Source organism: Paraburkholderia sabiae (genome assembly GCF_030412785.1).
GTDB lineage: Bacteria > Pseudomonadota > Gammaproteobacteria > Burkholderiales > Burkholderiaceae > Paraburkholderia > Paraburkholderia sabiae.
The window spans coordinates 2,012,335-2,029,026 of the sequence record NZ_CP125296.1 but is presented as its reverse complement, the minus strand read 5'-3'; the positions used below and the strand labels follow the sequence as shown (position 1 = coordinate 2,029,026).

The window sequence follows — 16,692 nt, the reverse complement described above, 5'->3', positions numbered from 1 at the left end:
ATGAAACAAGCTGAAATTCGTTCGGACATTGCGTGGGCCACGCCGAAGAAGGTCGTCGTTCATGGGCTCGATCTGTGTGAGGAGATCGTCGGCAAAATCGACTTCGGACAGATGGCGTTTCTGCAACTGTTCGCCCGTTTGCCCGACGAGCGCGAACTGCGCATGTTCAACGCGATGATGGTCATTCTCGTCGAGCATGGGATCACGCCGTCGTCGCTGGCGACGCGCATGACGTATGCGGGCGCGCCAGAAGCCGTACAGGCGGCCGTCGCTGCGGGGTTGCTGGGCCTGGGTTCGGTGTTCGTCGGATCGCTCGACAATGCGGCGCGGCTCTTGCAAGCGTCGCTGCCCGATCCGCGAAACGTGCCGGATATCGATGCACTCGCGAGCAGCATCGTCGACGACTATCGTGCCCGCAAAGAGATCTTGCCGGGCATCGGACATCCATTTCACAAGCCGATCGATCCGCGTGCGCCTGCTCTCTTCAAGGTCGCGCAGGAGACGGGATACGACGGCCCGTACATTCGTTTGATGACGGCGATTGGCCAGGCGGCAGAAGAGAAGCTCAAGCGCGCGTTGCCCGTGAACGTGACGGGCGCGATGGCGGCCGTCGCATCGGAAATGGGTATTCCGTGGCAAATCTGCCGCGGGTTGGCTGTTGCCGCGCGCTCGGTGGGACTGGTGGGGCACATCCTCGAAGAGATGCGTCAGCCGATCGCCACTGCGCTTTATCTGCGCACCGAACACGAGGCCACCGCGCATCTGATTCCGCGCGAGCATCGGGAAGAAGCATGACTGCCTTCGACGCCGACGCGCCGCCGTTCACCCGACGCACGATTGCGCAGCGCGACGCGTTTCGCTTCTGGACGGAAGAGAAGTTGCGTAATGCCGATACGGACCAGTTCCGGCACGTCAACAACGCTGTCATCGCGACCTTTTTCGAAGCGGCGCGGATGGAGATCTTTGCGCCGCCTGCCATTCGCAAGTGGATGAACGGCGCGAACCTCGCGGTCGTCAGGTTGCTGATCGAGTTCAGTGCGGAGGTCCATTTTCCCGGAGATGTCAGTGTGGGAAGCACGGTCGTCGAAGTGGGACAAACATCGTTTCGGGTTCAGCAGGGTTTGTTCAGCGGCGCCGATGAAAGCTCTAGCGCGACAGCGGAAGCCGTGTGCGTGTTCGTTCATGGCGACACGGGCCGTCCTGTTCCCGTCGCGCCTGAACTGCATGCGTACCTTCTGGCGCATCGCGGCGACGTCACGGAGATTGTCCAATGAATAGCAGCAAAGTTCTCTACGAGCGGCACGGAACGATTGCACTCGTGACGCTCGATGATCCCGAACGTCGCAATGCGTTGTCGCGTGAAATCGTGCGCGGCATGTCGAATGCGCTGGATACGGCGTTGCGCGATGGCGCACGTTCCGTCGTGATCGCAGCGGCGGGTACGGCATTTTGTGCGGGCGCCAATATCGACGATCTGCGCAACGGCTGGATGGAATCACCCGATCCCGCCGAGGATCCCGCCGTGATGTTCAGGCGCATTGCCGAATTCGAACGGCCTGTGATCGCGGCCGTTCATGGCGCTGCCGTTGGTGGCGGCATGGAGTTGACGCTGGCGTGCGATCTCGTCGTCGCGGCTGAATCAGCGTGGTTTTCGATGCCCGAACTCGGACACGGCGTAATTCCGAATACAGGTCTTGCCTTGCTCGCGCGCGTCGTCGGCATGCGCCGGGCATTCGAAATCATATTGACGCGCCGACGCGTGTCTTCCGAAGAGGCGCTGAACATCGGCCTGGTCAATCGCGTGCTGCCGGAGAGTGAAGTTCTGGATGGCGCACTGTCGCTCGCCGCGCAGATCGTCGAGTCGGTGCCACCGGGCGCGCTCAAAGCCGCACGGCTCAATCTGCGCGCTCACGCGGCGATCGACTGGGACCGCGTGCTGCGCTCGCCGCTCGACGTTCCGAGCGAAGAGTGGCAAGAGGGACTCGATGCGTTCACGCAAAAGCGAGCGCCGGAATATGGCCGCTTCTGGGAAAGGAGAGCAATGTGAAAGTACTGGTAGCAGTGAAACGATCGGTGGATGCCAACGTGAAGGTTCGCGTGAAATCGGACTACTCGGGCGTCGACCTGTCGAACGTGAAGATGTCGATGAATCCGTTCGATGAGATCGCCGTTGAGGAAGCCGTTCGGTTGAAGGAAGCGGGGATTGTCAGCGAAGTGATCGCCGTGTCGTGCGGTGTCGCGCAGTGTCAGGAAACGCTGCGCACAGCGCTGGCGATTGGTGCGGATCGTGCGGTTCATATCGAATCGAGTGAGGAACTGCAGCCGCTTGCCGTCGCGAAGCTGCTCAAGGCGATAGTCGATAAAGAACAGCCTTCACTGGTCATTCTTGGCAAGCAGGCCATTGATGACGATTCCAATCAGACGGGGCAAATGCTGGCTGCTTTGGCTGGCTTACCGCAAGCGACGTTTGCGTCGAAGGTTGTGGTGGCTGACGGCAAGGCAACCGTATCGCGCGAAGTCGACGGCGGCACGGAAACGCTGTCGTTGAAGCTGCCCGCAGTCGTCACCACCGATCTGCGTCTGAACGAGCCGCGCTACGTGACGCTGCCGAACATCATGAAGGCGAAGAAGAAGCCGCTCGAAACCTTGCGGCCGGAAGACCTGGGCGTCGATGTCACGCCGCGTCTGAGGACGCTCAAAGTCCGCGAGCCGTCGAAGCGTTCGGCTGGCGTGAAGGTGGCCGACGTGAAGACGCTGGTCGAGAAGCTCAAGGCAGAAGCCAAAGTCTTGTGAAGCGAGGAACGAAATGACGATTCTGGTAATTGCCGAACACGACAATGCGGCGCTGAAGGCAGCGACGCTGAATACGGTGGCTGCAGCAACGAAGATCGGCGACGACGTGCATGTGCTGATCGCAGGTCACAACGCACAAAGCGCGGCTGACGCTGCTGCGAAAGTTGCAGGCGTCGCCAAGGTGCTGCTCGCCGACGGACAGCAACTCGCCGAAGGGCTTGCTGAAAACGTCGAAGCGACGGTGCTGAACATCGCGAAGAATTACTCGCACGTCCTCGCGCCCGCAACCGCTTACGGCAAGAACATCGCGCCGCGTATCGCCGCGAAGCTCGACGTTGCGCAGATCAGCGACATCACGGCTGTGATCGATGCCGCTACGTTCGAGCGCCCGATTTACGCAGGCAATGCAATAGCGACCGTTCAATCGCGAGATCCGATCAAGATCATCACGGTTCGCACGACGGCCTTCGATCCTGTTTCAGCGGAAAGCGGCGGCGCATCGGTCGAGAAGATCGAAGCTGCATCGGATGCAGGCATCTCGCAGTTCGTGAGCCGCGAAGTGACGAAACTGGATCGGCCCGAACTGACGAGCGCGAACATCATCGTGTCGGGTGGCCGCGGCCTCGGCAGCGGTGAAAACTACGCGAAGGTACTCGAACCGCTTGCAGACCAACTCGGCGCGGCAATGGGCGCTTCGCGCGCAGCCGTCGACGCAGGCTATGTCCCGAACGATTATCAGATCGGCCAGACAGGCAAGATCGTCGCGCCGCAACTGTATTTCGCCGTCGGCATTTCGGGCGCGATCCAGCATCTTGCCGGCATGAAGGACTCGAAGGTGATCGTCGCGATCAACAAGGACGAAGAAGCGCCCATTTTCAGCGTCGCGGATTATGGCCTCGTCGGCGATCTTTTCGAACACGTCCCTTCACTCGTTCACGAGTTGAACGAGCATCGATGACGCCTTTGAATCCGATCGATATCGTCCGCCTGAAAGGACTTGCCGTCGCCAACACGGAGGACGCGTCCTTGTGGCGCTGGTTCTCGCTGCTGCTGCAAGACTCGCGCATTCGATGGCGTCTCGCGCACGGCAACTGGCTGGTGTCGATCGATCATCGGCACATGGCAACCGAGGCGAGCTTCGATGAAGCGATACGCGCTGCGAAGGCCAGATTCGATAGACCCGGCTCACTGTAGCCCTCACAGTAGCCATTACCACTCGCACGTTATCAAGGAGTTTAAAAAGCAATGAGCTTCGTTACTGTCAATCCCGCTACGGGAAAAGTCGTCAAGGAATTTCCGCTGCAATCCGATGAACAGGTGTTCGCTGCGTTGAGCGCGGCGGACAAGCGCTATCACGAGGACTGGAAATTCCGGCCCGTGGCCGAGCGCGCCGCTATCGTGCGCCGTGCCGCGCAAATCCTGCGCGAGAAGCGCGACGAATACGCGACGTATCCGACGCTGGAAATGGGCAAGATCGTCCGCTTCAGCTACATGGAAATCGATCTGGTCGCGGATATCCTCGATTACTACGCAGAGCACGGCGAGAAGTTTCTCGCGCCGCAAGCGGTGCCGGGCGAACCGGGCGCGACGCTGGTGGCCGAGCCCATCGGTGTACTGCTGGCCATCGAGCCGTGGAATTTCCCGTTCTATCAACTCGTCCGTGTCGCCGCGCCGCAACTCGTCGCGGGCAACGTGGTGCTGATGAAGCATGCTGAAAACGTCCCGCAATGCGCGCTCGCGTTCGCGCGGCTGTTCGAGGAAGCGGGCGCGCCGGAAGGCGTGTACACGAATCTCTTTTGCAGCATCGATCAGATCGCAAAGCTCATCGACGACTTCCGGGTGCGCGGCGTCGCGCTGACGGGCAGCGAGCGCGCAGGCGCGTCCGTCGGTGAACGCGCCGGGCGCAACATGAAGAAGGCGATCCTCGAACTGGGCGGCAGCGATCCCGCGCTCATTCTGGAAGGCGCGTCGCTCGATCACGCCGTCGAACAGTGCGTGATGGGTCGCACGTTCAACTCGGGACAAGGCTGCGTCAACATCAAGCGCGTCATCGTGGTCGGCAAGGAGCGCGGCGAGAAGATGCTGGCTGCGTTGAGCAAACAGTTCGCGGCGATCAAGGTCGGCGATCCGACGGACGAAGCGACCACGCTCGGCCCGCTCGTCAGCGAACGCGCGCTCGAAGGCCTGCTCAGGCAGATCGACGAAGCGAAGGCCGCGGGTGCACGCATCGTGTCTGGCGGCAAGCGCGTGGACCGTCCTGGCTTCTATCTGGAGCCGACCATCGTTACGGATATCGACGAAGACAATCCGCTCTATCAGCAGGAAGCGTTCGGCCCTGTGCTGTCGTTCTATGTCGTGGAGAGCGAGGATGAAGCGATCAGGCTCGCCAATGCAACGAAGTATGGCCTCGGTGCTTTCGTCTTCGACACGGATGTCGAGCATGCGAAACAGGTGGCGTCGCGTATCGAGTCGGGCATGGTGTACATCAACTCGTGCTTTGCCGATTCGCCGGGGTTGCCGTTTGGAGGGATCAAGAACTCGGGCTTTGGACGCGAGCTGTCGGAGCTGGGTATCGGCGAGTTTCTTAATCGCAAGCTGGTGCGCGTCGCGCAGTAATCGCCAGGCGTCTCACGGGAGAATCGATCATGCAGTACAGGAAAGGCGGCTGTCTGTGCGGAGCCGTGCGTTACGTGTTGAAGGGCGAACCGCAGGCCGTGGCGGTCTGTCATTGCACGCATTGTCAAAAGCAGAGCGGAAGTCTGTTTTCGTTCAACCTGTTCGTCAGCGAAGCCGACTATGAGCAGCAGGGCACGACGCTCGTCTACGAAGACAGAGGCGATAGCGGCCATCCGTTGTATCGGCATTTCTGCGGCAGTTGCGGCTCGCCCGTCATCACGAAGGTTCCGATGATGCCGGGTCAGGTGATCGTCAAGGCGGGCACGCTCGACAGTCTGGAAGGATTGCCGGCGCCTCAGACCGAGATCTACACGGACCGCGCCGCAGAATGGCTGGAGCCGTTTGCAGGTGCGTCACGTTTTGCGCTGAGTCCCTGACAGCCTGAATGCCTGGCCGTGCACGGCCAGGCATTCATGCATCGCATCAGCGATGAACGATGGGCGCTTCGAGCAGACAGCCAAACTCACTGGCAAACTCGACGGACACGCGCGCATGCACGGCGCCCTGCTTGTCGAAGAAGCGCTGCGTTCCTTCGAGCGTGAACACGCCTTCGTGCCAGATGTTCGGATGGATGTAGAGACCGTGCCGACCGTCGAAGCGAAAGCACACGAACTTGTCCGGCGTGATGTCGTCGCCGGGCAGCGCCAGCGGCACATAGAACGGGCGGCCATCGAGCGGAAAGAACAGCTGGCCGCCGTCCGGATGATAGTTCGCGTGCCACAGCAGCATGCGTTCGGGCGCATTGGCGTTGTCTTCACGCGCTTCGTCCGGCTCCGTCGCGTAGGCGAGAACATAGTGGCCGCCGACAGCCTCGTTGCGGCCATAAAGAATGTCACCGCGCCATTCGCTTACGAACACGCCTTCTGTCGTGCCCGCCTCGTCGCCCGTGCCGGGATCGATCGGACGCGTGCCTTGCGCGGGCCACCGGACGATCTCGACCTTGCAGTCGTTCGGGTCGGCGACGAGCCTGCCGTAGCTTTCGAGCGTCGACGGCGTTGCATCGACGACAGGCATCACAACGCGTTGCAGGCCGCGCGGAAGGGCGGGGTTGAGGTAGTCGATCGGCGTGGACATCGTTGCGGTCTTTCAGAAAGTAGTGGGAATTCGCGCGCGATGATACGCGAACGATGTGTCAGGCATCTGCGCTGTGCGCGAGATCGCTACGACGCAACGACGCGCACGTCGTTCAACGACCGGCTGGCCTTCGTGATGGCGCGCGAAAGCCGGGCGACTTCGTTGAACTGTTCGATCATGTCGTTGGCGAGGCGGAAATTGACGGCATCTTCCTGGCTGCGCAATTGCAGCACGGACATGATGTGCTGCCTCGCGGCGTCGGCCTGTGCCTCGATAACGGGTTTTGCATCGACGATACGCGACACGGCATCGGCGTCCGGATGCGCGACCGTCTGCACGGCATGCTCGAGATGATCGATCACCGTCGCGGCAAACTGCGCGGTTTCATCGCTGCGCAATGAAGCCGTGTCTGTGCCTTGCGCGAGCCGTCGCTGGCTCAGCGCGAGCATGCTGGTCGTCGCGACTTCGCGGATGGCGTCGAGGCACGTGGCGATGCGCGCGAGATCGACCAGCTGTCGGCCTTCGTCGTCGGTATGGACGGCATCCGAAAGCTGGCCGACGTAGGTGAGAATCGACGTGCTGAGGTTGTCGGCGGCCTTGTCGTCGTCCGTCAACGTGGCGAGCGCCTGCGCATTGCCTTCGACGACGAGCGCAAGGCTGCGCTGCACGAGATGCTCGACCTGTTTGCCGAGCGACACGAGTTCGAGCTGGACGCGCGTGATTGCGAGCGCAGGCATGTCCATCAGCGTGTCGTCCAGGTAGCGCGGCACGCCGGGGTTCTGCCACGCCTTGCGCGACGGCGGCGCGAGCTTTTGGGCGAGCTTGCCGATCGGCTTGGTGAACCAGATCAGCACCAGCGTGCTGAACACGCTGAACACCGTATGCGCGTTGGCCGCCTGACGCGGCGTTTCGGCGGCGAGGCGCGCCGCGCCCGTCAATTCGGGCGCCGACGGCGAGATGGCGCGGACGAAATCGGCGAACTGCGGAATCAGGAACGCGAAGAACAGCACGCCGAGCATATTGAAGAGCAGATGCACGATGCCGACCTGCGCGGCTTCCGCCGACTTGCCGATCGACGCGAGCAGCGCCGTGCCGCACGTGCCCACATTGGCGCCGAGAATTAGCGCAATGCCGGATTCGAGCGGTATCAATCCCTGGCTGCCGAGCGCGATCACGATCGCGAGCGTGGCCGCCGAGCTTTGCACGATCGCCGTGAAGATCGCGCCGATCGCGATACCGACGAGCGGATTGCGCATGTCCTGCATCGCCGCGATGAACGGCTCGAAGCTGCGCAGCGGCCGCGTAGCGTTGCCCATCAGTTCGATGCCGAGGAACAGCAGGCCGAGGCCGAGCAGCACGCCGCCCAGTTCGCGCACGAGTTCGCGTTTGGCGAAACCATGCAGCAGGAAGCCGCCCGCGAGCAGGAACGGCGTGATCGCGGAGATGTTGAAGGCGATGATTTGCGCGGTCAGTGTCGAGCCGATGTTGGCGCCCATGATCATCGGCACCGATTGCTGCAGCGTCATAAGCCCGGCGGACACGAAACCGACCAGCAGTACGGTCGTGATCGTCGATGAATTCAGCAGCGCCGTGATGCCCGCGCCGGCAAGCACGCCGCGAAACCGGTTGGCCGTCAGCGTGCCTAGCAGCGATTGCAGGCGCGAACCGGCGATCGCCTTGAGTCCGCCCGTCATCAGTTCGAGGCCGAACAGAAACAGTGCGAGGCCGCCGACCAGCAGGCCGACGATTTCGATCAGATCCAGATTGGCACCAGTCTGCATGACGGGTCACCTGTCTCGAGCCAGCGATCGTGCCATTGTACGAGTTTCTTCTTCGACCGCGCCCAACAGGTGGCGCGCTCAACCAAGGCCGTGCGGGAGTCAGTTCAGCGCATACGCGTGTGTGACTACTTCCTCAATTCGCCGGGCCCTTTGCCCGTCCAACGCTTCAATGCACGGCGAAAGTTCGCGGCATCACTGAACCCCAGCAGCATCGCGACGTCTTCCGTGCTCATCTTCGTCGACTGAAGGTATTCGATTGCCAGCGAACAACGCACGTCATCGACGATCGCGACGAACGACGTTCCCTCTGCATCGAGATGTCGTCGCAACGTGCGGCTCGTCATGTTCAGACGCGTCGCGACTTCATCCATGCCGGGAAATACGCCGGGCGTGCTCATCAAGATCTGATAGACCTCGCCGGATGTACCCGCTGACGTCTTGGCCTGCCCGATCAGGCGGTCGCAGGTGTCTTGCAGCAGCGTTGCCGTGAGCTTGTGCGCAAGCTGCGGCTTCTGATTGAGAATCGCGCTGTCGTAGATCAGCTCGCATTGCGGCGCGTCGAACACACAGGGACATCCCAGATACCGCGCGTAGATTTCGGCGTGCGCCGGCGCAGGATATGAAAAGCATGCGTTCATCGGCGGACATCTGTGGCCCGCGACGTCCTGAAGATGCGTGACGTGCTGCGTGAATTGCTGCTCGATGATGAACTCGCGCAATTCACGCGATGGACTCGATACGAATGCATCGGGAAACGACCACACAGCGCGGTCGGGATATTCGTGCCATTCGATCGTCAACGTCGGCGTGGCGAGCCGATGGTATTTGACGCCGAGCCGGAAGTAGTCGCGCAACGAAAGACACGACATCAACGCATAGCCGTACATGCCATACGCGGACAGATGCAGCCGCGCGCCGACCTTGAACGGCGTCGCGGGATCGCTCGACAGCAGCACTGCGTTGCGCGCGACGATTGCATATTGACGCACCGACGTCATCACCGACGCGTCGTAAATCTGATCGACACTCACCCCGCTTCCCTTCAGGCTGTCTTCGGCCGTAATGCCTTGCTCCGCAAGCACTTCGACGAGTGCGGCGATCTTGTACGGCGCATACATGCGCTCGTTGATCAGGGGGCGGGTCGATGCCACGAAAGCTCCACAGATTGTCCCTGGAAGACATCCCCGTGTCCGGAAATGACCTTACGGGCGCCATCGTATCCCACTAAGATCGGTATCACAAGCGATGCGTCCGCCACGCGGCCAGCGCCTTTTTATAAACCTCGGAGACAGCGTGAACGGCGTCCGTTCGTCATGTACGGACGGCGCGTCGGCACGCCGCAGAACAGGGATTTCCAATGAGCGACACCAGCCGCAAAGTCATCATTTCATGCGCAATCACGGGCGCTACGCACGTCCCATCGATGTCCGAACATCTGCCCATCACGCCCGCGCAAATCCGCGATCAGGCCATCGAAGCGGCAGAAGCGGGCGCCGCGATCATTCATCTGCATGCGCGCGATCCCATCGACGGACGTCCCACGCCGAGCCCCGATATCTTCAAGGCATTCGTGCCCGCAATCGCGGAAGCGACGGACGCCGTCATCAACATCACGACGGGCGGCAGCACGCGCATGACGCTCGCGGAACGGCTCGCGTATCCGCGGCTCGCGAAGCCGGAAATGTGCTCGTTGAACATGGGCTCGATGAACTTCTCGATTCATCCTGTCGCCGCGAAGATTTCGTCGTGGCGTCACGACTGGGAGAAGGAATACGTCGAAGGAATGGAAGACATGATCTTCCGCAATACCTTCAAAGACATCCGCAACATTCTTCTGGAACTCGGCGAAAACGGCACGCGTTTCGAGTTCGAATGCTATGACGTGGGCCATCTGTATAACCTCGCGCATTTCGTCGAACAGGGTCTCGTCAAGCCGCCGTTCTTCATTCAATCGGTGTTCGGCATTCTGGGTGGCCTGGGTACGGATCCGGAGAACATGGTCGTCATGCGTTCGACGGCAGACCGTCTGTTCGGCCGCGAGAACTATCACTTCTCGGTGCTCGGTGCGGGCCGGCACCAGATGCCGCTGGTAACGATGAGCGCGATCCTCGGCGGCAATGTGCGCGTGGGCCTCGAAGACAGCGTGTATCTGTCGAAGGGCGTGAAAGCGGAGACCAATGCGCAGCAGGTGCGCAAGATCAGGCGCATTCTCGAAGAGCTCTCGTTCGAGATCGCCACGCCCGCCGACGCACGCAAGATGCTAGGACTCAAGGGCGCCGACAAGGTCACGCTATAGCCCAAAACAGCGACTCAATACATTGGAGACGACGTCATGGACACCACTTCCATCGACCATCGAATGGGACAGTTGCATCGCATCGCTACGCACAAGGCGATGCTCAGGCTGATTCCATTGATGTGCGCGATCTATTTCATGTCCTTTCTCGACCGCACCAACGTGGCGCTTGCGAAAGTTCAGCTTGCCGCCGATGTCGGCATCAGCGCTGCCGCATACGGTTTCGGGTCGGGCATTTTCTTTCTCGGCTATGCGTTGCTCGAAGTGCCGAGCAATCTGGCCGCGCATCGCGTCGGTCCACGACGCTGGATCGCGCGTATCGCGGTGACGTGGGGCATTCTGTCGACGGCGATGATGTTCGTGCAGGGTCCGTCGTCGTTCTACGCATTGCGCGTGCTGCTGGGCATCGCGGAAGCCGGGCTCTTTCCCGCGCTGATGTACATGGTGACGCTATGGTTTGCACCGCACGATCGTCCCGTCGTGGTCGGCTGGATCTATATCGCGCCGGCGCTCGCGCTGATGCTCGGCAATCCTTTGGGCGGCGCGCTGATGCAGATGGACGGCTTCGGCGGATTGCACGGCTGGCAATGGATGTTCATGCTGGAAGGCATTCCGAGTGTGATCGTCGGCATCGTGCTGTTCTTTGCGATGCCGGAGAGGCCGCGCGACGCACGCTGGTTGTCGGCTGAAGAACGTGAAGTACTGGAAAAACAGGCCGTGATCGATATGCACGGGCGTGCCGAGTACTCGTCGGCGAACTGGCTTGCCGCACTCAAGCGACCCACGACAGTGCTGATCGGCCTGATCTATTTTCTGAATCAGGTGGCGTTCGTCGGGCTGTACTTCTTTGCGCCTTCTATCGTGCATCAGATGCATGTCGACGCGCCGCTGCTCGTCGGACTGCTTGCTGCGAGTGTCGGACTCGGCTTTCTGCTTGGTGTGCTGATTCTGCCGCGCATTCATCGGCGAATGAATAACGACTGCGTGTTTCTAGGCGTTCTGACTGCGGGGCTGGTGGTCGGCGCATGCGCGTATCTTGCTGTGACGAGCCCTGCGGCGCGCATCGTCCTGCTCACGGTGACAGCGTTTTTCGGGGGCGGTGTGCTGCCGTCATACTGGGCCATTGCGATGAAGCGCTTGCAAGGCATTCAGGCTGCGGCGGGGCTCGCGTTCATCAATACGATCGGGCTGATTGGCGGCTTCGTGGGACCGTATCTGTTCGGGATGGCGGAAACATCGACGGGCCGCAGCGATGCAGGCTTCACCGTGATTCTGGTGGCCGCCGTGCTCGGACTCGCGCTGGTGCCGTTGCTGGCAAGAGCGATTCGCGGCGAGGCGCAAGTCGAGGCGGCGGCGGGACTGACGCCGTGACCCGTTGGCAAAACATGAAAGAGACAACAGCATGAACATCATCGATCTTCTGAAACCGCAGCCGGGTCTGCGCGTATTCGTGTCGGCGGGCGCAGCGGGCATCGGCGCGGCAATCGCCGAAGCATTCGTGCAGGCAGAAGCCAAGGTCTATATCTGCGACGTGAACTCGGCGGCTATCGACAGCGTGCGGTCGCGTTTGCCCGGTCTGCATGCCGGTATCGCCGATGTTTCGGACCGGACGCAGGTCGATGCCGTGATCGACGACGCAAGGCAGAAGCTCGGCGGACTCGATGTGCTGATCAATAACGCGGGCATCGCGGGACCGACGGGCGCAGTCGAAGATCTCGACCCTGTGCAGTGGGAAAGCACGGTTGCCACCAATCTGCACAGCCAGTTCTACTTCTTGCGCAAGGCCGTGCCCGTGCTCAAGGGGACGTCGGAGTGCGCGAGCATCATCGCGATGTCGTCGGTGGCGGGACGTCTCGGCTATCCGTTTCGAACGCCGTATGCGTCGACGAAATGGGCGATCGTGGGGCTCGTGAAGTCGCTGGCAGCCGAACTCGGGCCGAGCAATATCCGCGTGAATGCGATTCTGCCGGGTGTCGTGGAAGGCGAGCGGATGAATCGCGTGATCGCCGCGCGTGCCGACGCGCTCGGTATTTCATTCGATGCCATGCGCGAAGAGTACCTCAAGAAGATTTCACTACGCCGTATGGTCACCGTCGACGACATCGCCGCGATGACGCTGTTTCTCGCATCGCCTGCGGGCAGCAACATCACGGGGCAGGCGATCAGTGTCGATGGCAACGTCGAGTACCTGTAGCAGCATTGAACGCGTTGCACCACCATACGATGGTATCGCGCGATCACGCGATCGTATTCCGACGCAGATTTTCATTCGAGTGAGTGCAGCGTCCTGCGTGCGTCGCGCGCGACCTTCGCGTTCCGCGCCGATGCGTTAACACCATGGTATGAGCGACATGCCGCTACTCCGGCGGCTACATTGCATGTCGACAGTTGGCTTCGCCCCTGTCGGTCATCAACGTCTGAACGGAGCAAACCATGGGCATCGGTTTCGATATGCGGCTGGAGATTGTCGTAATACCTGTTTCGGATGTCGAGCGCGCCAAGCGCTTCTATGGCGATCTGGGCTGGCGGCTCGATCTCGACTTTCAGTCTGAGGACAGCAGCTATCGCGTGATTCAATTCACGCCGCCGGGCTCTGAATGCTCGGTGATGTTCGGCAAGAACATGACGGGCGCAACGCCCGGTTCGGTGCAGGGACTGTATCTCGTGGTATCGGACCTCGAGCTTGCGCGAAAGGAACTGATCGGCCGCGGCATCGACGTCAGCGAGCCGTTTCACGACGCGGGCGGCGTGTTCCATCATGCCGATGGCCAATGCCTGGTAAGCGGCTTCAATCCGGAACGCAAGAGCTACGCATCGTATGCGTCGTTCAGCGATCCCGACGGCAACGGCTGGCTGCTGCAGGAAGTGACGGCGCGCTTGTCGGCCGACATTGCCGCCGACGATCCCCGTTTTACGAAGCAGATTGTCGCCGTGGTGCGCGGCGAAACGACCGTGTGACCGATGCAAAAACTGCGCGAAACCTGATCGGTGCCTGAAAGGCAACACCGTGTATCGGGTTGCGTGCCTAGCGCGCCCGCGTGCGCGCGGCTACGATGAGTTCATGCTTCAATGAGCGCAGCGTACATCGAGGCCATCGCGGCTACATCATCGTGCCGCGATGGAGGGCCGGGACAGATACGCCCTGACGGTACCGTGGCGGAACTGTCGCCATGCCGCTCATATGCAAGAGCCGGTTCCGCGTTCGTCGACCCGACGATACCGGAGGCCATCCTTCACCACGCCTATCGTTCGCTGGATCATCATGCACACCATCAAGGTTCTGCTGCAAACGACCATTCCGCCCATCGCCGATGACTGGTCGATCGCCCGCTTCAGTTGCCTCGCGGAACTGCTGCGCAGTTATCGCGACCCCGAAGGGCATTTCGCGTTCGACGTCGTCGCCCGCGACCGCGACGAACGCGGCCAGCCGGACGCGATTCTTTCCCGTCTCGACGAAACCGACTTCGACGAATGCTGGCTCTTTGCCGTCGACGAAGGCGACGGCCTGACGGCCGAAGACTGCGCGGGTATTTCACGCTTCCGGCAGGCAGGCCGCGGTCTGCTCGTCACGCGAGACCACATGGACGTCGGCAGTTCGCTGTGCAGCCTGGGCGGCGTCGGCAAGGCGCATCACTTTCATACGCGCAACGTCCATCCCGACGAATCCCAATGCGTCTGCGACGATCCGTTTTCTCCGCATATTTCGTGGCCCAATTTCCATTCCGGTGCGAATGGCGATTTCCAGGAAGTGGCGGTAATCGCGCCGACGCATCCTGTCCTGCAGAACGTCGACTCGCCGACGGGCACGATTCGCTTTCTGCCTGCGCATCCGCATGAAGGAGCAGTGGGGGCGCCCGAGGGCGAATCGGCGCGCGTGATTGCGCGAGGCAAAAGCAAAACGACGGGCAAGATCTTCAATCTTGCGGTTGCCTTCGAGCGATCGAGTCATGGCGGTCCCGCCATCGCGCAGAGTACTTTTCACCATTTCGCCGACTACAACTGGGACGCAGCGCTGGGGTGCCCGAGCTTCGTCTCCGAGTTGCCGGGAAATAGCATGCAGACGCAGCAAGAGGCGTTGCAGGACGCGCATCGATATGCGATCAACGTCGCGCTTTGGCTCGCTGGGAAGGCACTGCATCATCGACAGTGATTGCGGCGTTCGCGGAGGTTCATGGCATGAACAAGGCAATCGACGATGTACTCGCCGAAATCATCCACCTCAGCGCGGATCTCAGGCGGCGTCTGTCGGAACTCGACCGCATCGAGTGCAAGATCGATGAATTCCTGACCGCGCCGTGGCTCGAAGACGCGCGAACGATCATACGCACGGAAGTGATGCTGTTGCGCAGGCGCAAGCAGGATCTGCTGACGAAGCTCGAAGCGCTGCGTCTCGACACTTCCGAACTCGTACTGATACCTGTATTGAGGCGTGAAGAACTGGACCCGCGGTAGGATCCGCTCGCGCGATCACAACCGCATCTGTTCCTGGCGGCGCAACGGTCGAAGGGGAACGACGAAAGCGAGGCCCGCAAGCATCGCCGCGCCCAACATCAGTCCGACCATCACATACACGTGATCGATGCTCGCGGCGAGCGTCGCGCCGAGTGCACTTGCGATACCTGCCGACAACATCTGGAAACAGCGCATGAGACCCGCAGCGCTGCCTGCTACGTGTCCGAGATCGGATAGCGCCGCGTGATTGCATGGACCGGCGATCGCCCCGAAGGTCAGCATGACGATGGTCGCCAGCGCTGCGATTTCGTATGCACTCGAAAGGCCTAACGACGCTATCGTGACGAGCGCGATCGTCGACAACACCATGCAGCCCAGTCCCGCCGCGACGACGGTTTCATGCTTGTGGAAGCGTCTCGACAGGCGTGCACTGAGCAAAGCGCCCGCCATCACGCCTGCAGACGTGATGCTGAAGAGCACGGAAAACCAGCGATCCGATAACGCAAACGTCGACATGAACACGGCAGGCGACGTCGAGATGTAACTGAACATGCAGGTGAAGCTGAACGTGTACACCAGCCCGTAGCGGGTAAAGCTGCCGTCGGAAAGAATGGTGCGATAGCCATCGAGTAGAACGCGAATGCCCAGCGAGCGCCGCCGTTCGCGAGGATGCGTTTCTTCGAGCCAGGTTGCCGCAATGAAAAGCTCGACCACGCCGACGAGCGCCTGCGCCAGATAGATCGAGCGCCAGCTTCCGATCGCCAGTATCGCGGCGCCGATCAGCGGCGCCACGATGGGCGCAATGCCGAGAATGGCGACGATCTGCGATAGCTTCGCTCTCGCAGACGGACCTTCGAGTACATCGCGAACCATCACGACGGGTAACGTGGCAATTGCGCCGCCCGCCGCGCCTTGCACGAATCGCGCGAGCAGCAGTGTCGTGAAGCTCGGCGCGAACGCGCTGCAGATTGCTGCGGCGGAGAAGAATGAAAGTCCCGCGATGAGCGCGATGCGTCTGCCGAAGCGGTCGGAAAGCGGACCGATGAAAAGCGGTGCCGCGCTAAAGCCGACGAGAAACAGGCTCAATGTCATCGAGCCGCGGCTGCCTGCGTCGCTGAAGGTTGCTTCGATAGCAGGAATTCCCGGCAAACCCATGTCGATCGAGAGCGGCGCAATCGCCGACAGGGCGCCGAGAAACAGCGTGAAGAAGATGCTCTCGTGTTTCTTCAATTTGGCCTCGACTGGATTTGCGACGCGGCAAACATCGACATCGTCCGCTATGCCGTGAGGGCATAGCTTCTCTTGAAGTCCGTTGCATCTCGGCGGGCGTCCCGATCTCGACACGATCCGCAGCGTGGCCGCGTAGATTTTCTTCGAACGCGTGACCGACCTTGCCGATTAATTCACGAAACGCGCGTCCATTATTGCGGCCGTCGTGCTCGCAAATTTGACCGGATTTTCATAAAATCGCCGCAATACGCCCGTAGTGGAAATCCCGGATATTCAAATTAATCATCCGCGGTATGGAAAAAATGCATAAATCGGTTATTTGTATTACGAAAAAACCAAAAAAATAACCATATCGATCATGAATTTACTTTTTCTGGGCGATCGGAGGTG

Annotated in this window: 18 protein-coding genes; 14 read left to right on the top strand and 4 right to left on the bottom strand. The window is 60.9% G+C overall.

What is annotated here, in order from left to right; translation table 11 throughout:
• The 8 genes from QEN71_RS38525 to QEN71_RS38490 are packed head-to-tail and all read left to right on the top strand — an operon-like array spanning position 1 to position 5,846.
• The gene (locus QEN71_RS38525) at positions 1-795 is read left to right on the top strand and encodes a citryl-CoA lyase (RefSeq protein WP_201649750.1); all 795 of its coding nucleotides are present in this window, start codon (positions 1-3) and stop codon (positions 793-795) included.
• Positions 792-1,274, top strand: coding sequence for an acyl-CoA thioesterase (locus QEN71_RS38520; protein WP_201649751.1), 483 nt, complete (start codon positions 792-794; stop codon positions 1,272-1,274). Before QEN71_RS38525 ends, QEN71_RS38520 begins: the two co-directional genes overlap by 4 nt.
• Positions 1,271-2,047, top strand: a complete 777-nt coding sequence (locus QEN71_RS38515; RefSeq protein WP_201649752.1) for an enoyl-CoA hydratase/isomerase family protein — start codon at positions 1,271-1,273, stop codon at positions 2,045-2,047. The genes QEN71_RS38520 and QEN71_RS38515 overlap by 4 nt, the downstream gene beginning before the upstream one ends.
• A complete protein-coding gene (locus QEN71_RS38510; protein WP_201649753.1) occupies positions 2,044-2,793 on the top strand; it encodes an electron transfer flavoprotein subunit beta/FixA family protein in 750 nt (249 codons plus the stop codon). The genes QEN71_RS38515 and QEN71_RS38510 overlap by 4 nt, the downstream gene beginning before the upstream one ends.
• A 13-nt stretch (positions 2,794-2,806) precedes the next feature.
• A complete protein-coding gene (locus QEN71_RS38505; protein WP_201649754.1) occupies positions 2,807-3,751 on the top strand; it encodes an electron transfer flavoprotein subunit alpha/FixB family protein in 945 nt (314 codons plus the stop codon).
• The gene (locus QEN71_RS38500; protein WP_201649755.1) at positions 3,748-3,987 is read left to right on the top strand and encodes a hypothetical protein; all 240 of its coding nucleotides are present in this window, start codon (positions 3,748-3,750) and stop codon (positions 3,985-3,987) included. Before QEN71_RS38505 ends, QEN71_RS38500 begins: the two co-directional genes overlap by 4 nt.
• 51 nt (positions 3,988-4,038) lie before the next feature.
• Positions 4,039-5,409, top strand: a complete 1,371-nt coding sequence (locus QEN71_RS38495) for an NAD-dependent succinate-semialdehyde dehydrogenase (RefSeq protein ID WP_201649756.1) — start codon at positions 4,039-4,041, stop codon at positions 5,407-5,409.
• Positions 5,410-5,438: 29 nt separating this feature from the next.
• On the top strand, positions 5,439-5,846 hold the full coding sequence (locus tag QEN71_RS38490) for a GFA family protein (protein ID WP_201649757.1): 408 nt from the start codon (positions 5,439-5,441) through the stop codon (positions 5,844-5,846).
• 46 nt (positions 5,847-5,892) lie between these two features.
• On the opposite strand, the gene QEN71_RS38485 is transcribed toward QEN71_RS38490, so the two are convergent.
• From QEN71_RS38485 to QEN71_RS38475, 3 genes are all read right to left on the bottom strand, one after another.
• A complete protein-coding gene (locus tag QEN71_RS38485; RefSeq protein ID WP_201649758.1) occupies positions 5,893-6,543 on the bottom strand; it encodes an ureidoglycolate lyase in 651 nt (216 codons plus the stop codon).
• A gap of 86 nt (positions 6,544-6,629) precedes the next feature.
• Complete coding sequence (locus tag QEN71_RS38480) at positions 6,630-8,324, bottom strand: Na/Pi cotransporter family protein (protein ID WP_201649759.1); 1,695 nt, start codon at positions 8,322-8,324, stop codon at positions 6,630-6,632.
• Between the two features lie 125 nt (positions 8,325-8,449).
• Positions 8,450-9,475: an AraC family transcriptional regulator gene (locus QEN71_RS38475; protein ID WP_201649760.1), complete on the bottom strand. Its 1,026-nt coding sequence runs from the start codon at positions 9,473-9,475 to the stop codon at positions 8,450-8,452.
• A 206-nt stretch (positions 9,476-9,681) separates the two neighbouring features.
• Between QEN71_RS38475 and QEN71_RS38470 the strand changes: the two genes are divergently transcribed.
• From QEN71_RS38470 to QEN71_RS38445, 6 genes are all read left to right on the top strand, one after another.
• Entirely contained in the window at positions 9,682-10,620 is a 939-nt protein-coding gene (locus QEN71_RS38470; protein ID WP_201649761.1) for a BKACE family enzyme, read from the top strand.
• A gap of 36 nt (positions 10,621-10,656) precedes the next feature.
• Complete coding sequence (locus QEN71_RS38465) at positions 10,657-11,991, top strand: MFS transporter (RefSeq protein ID WP_201649762.1); 1,335 nt, start codon at positions 10,657-10,659, stop codon at positions 11,989-11,991.
• A gap of 31 nt (positions 11,992-12,022) precedes the next feature.
• A complete protein-coding gene (locus tag QEN71_RS38460) occupies positions 12,023-12,814 on the top strand; it encodes an SDR family oxidoreductase (protein WP_201649763.1) in 792 nt (263 codons plus the stop codon).
• A gap of 239 nt (positions 12,815-13,053) precedes the next feature.
• Positions 13,054-13,578 (top strand): VOC family protein, encoded by a 525-nt coding sequence (locus tag QEN71_RS38455; protein ID WP_201649764.1) that lies wholly within the window; start codon positions 13,054-13,056, stop codon positions 13,576-13,578.
• A 304-nt stretch (positions 13,579-13,882) separates the two neighbouring features.
• Positions 13,883-14,770 carry a hypothetical protein gene (locus QEN71_RS38450; RefSeq protein WP_201649765.1) on the top strand — a complete coding sequence of 296 codons (888 nt, stop codon included), beginning with the start codon at positions 13,883-13,885 and terminating at the stop codon, positions 14,768-14,770.
• Positions 14,771-14,796: 26 nt separating this feature from the next.
• Positions 14,797-15,072, top strand: a complete 276-nt coding sequence (locus QEN71_RS38445) for a hypothetical protein (RefSeq protein WP_201649766.1) — start codon at positions 14,797-14,799, stop codon at positions 15,070-15,072.
• A gap of 15 nt (positions 15,073-15,087) precedes the next feature.
• On the opposite strand, the gene QEN71_RS38440 is transcribed toward QEN71_RS38445, so the two are convergent.
• The gene (locus QEN71_RS38440; RefSeq protein WP_201649767.1) at positions 15,088-16,302 is read right to left on the bottom strand and encodes a multidrug effflux MFS transporter; all 1,215 of its coding nucleotides are present in this window, start codon (positions 16,300-16,302) and stop codon (positions 15,088-15,090) included.
• Positions 16,303-16,692: the final 390 nt, after the last annotated feature.

Bases quoted from the DNA above. Each gene is read 5' to 3' on its own strand.
- QEN71_RS38445 (WP_201649766.1), top strand. From the start codon at position 14,797: ATGAACAAGGCAATCGACGATGTACTCGCCGAAATCATCCACCTCAGC.
- QEN71_RS38460 (WP_201649763.1), top strand. From the start codon at position 12,023: ATGAACATCATCGATCTTCTGAAACCGCAGCCGGGTCTGCGCGTATTC.
- QEN71_RS38490 (WP_201649757.1), top strand. From the start codon at position 5,439: ATGCAGTACAGGAAAGGCGGCTGTCTGTGCGGAGCCGTGCGTTACGTG.
- QEN71_RS38485 (WP_201649758.1), bottom strand. From the start codon at position 6,543: ATGTCCACGCCGATCGACTACCTCAACCCCGCCCTTCCGCGCGGCCTG.
- QEN71_RS38480 (WP_201649759.1), bottom strand. From the start codon at position 8,324: ATGCAGACTGGTGCCAATCTGGATCTGATCGAAATCGTCGGCCTGCTG.
- QEN71_RS38520 (WP_201649751.1), top strand. From the start codon at position 792: ATGACTGCCTTCGACGCCGACGCGCCGCCGTTCACCCGACGCACGATT.
- QEN71_RS38495 (WP_201649756.1), top strand. From the start codon at position 4,039: ATGAGCTTCGTTACTGTCAATCCCGCTACGGGAAAAGTCGTCAAGGAA.
- QEN71_RS38450 (WP_201649765.1), top strand. From the start codon at position 13,883: ATGCACACCATCAAGGTTCTGCTGCAAACGACCATTCCGCCCATCGCC.
- QEN71_RS38470 (WP_201649761.1), top strand. From the start codon at position 9,682: ATGAGCGACACCAGCCGCAAAGTCATCATTTCATGCGCAATCACGGGC.
- QEN71_RS38455 (WP_201649764.1), top strand. From the start codon at position 13,054: ATGGGCATCGGTTTCGATATGCGGCTGGAGATTGTCGTAATACCTGTT.
- QEN71_RS38525 (WP_201649750.1), top strand. From the start codon at position 1: ATGAAACAAGCTGAAATTCGTTCGGACATTGCGTGGGCCACGCCGAAG.
- QEN71_RS38500 (WP_201649755.1), top strand. From the start codon at position 3,748: ATGACGCCTTTGAATCCGATCGATATCGTCCGCCTGAAAGGACTTGCC.
- QEN71_RS38505 (WP_201649754.1), top strand. From the start codon at position 2,807: ATGACGATTCTGGTAATTGCCGAACACGACAATGCGGCGCTGAAGGCA.
- QEN71_RS38515 (WP_201649752.1), top strand. From the start codon at position 1,271: ATGAATAGCAGCAAAGTTCTCTACGAGCGGCACGGAACGATTGCACTC.
- QEN71_RS38465 (WP_201649762.1), top strand. From the start codon at position 10,657: ATGGACACCACTTCCATCGACCATCGAATGGGACAGTTGCATCGCATC.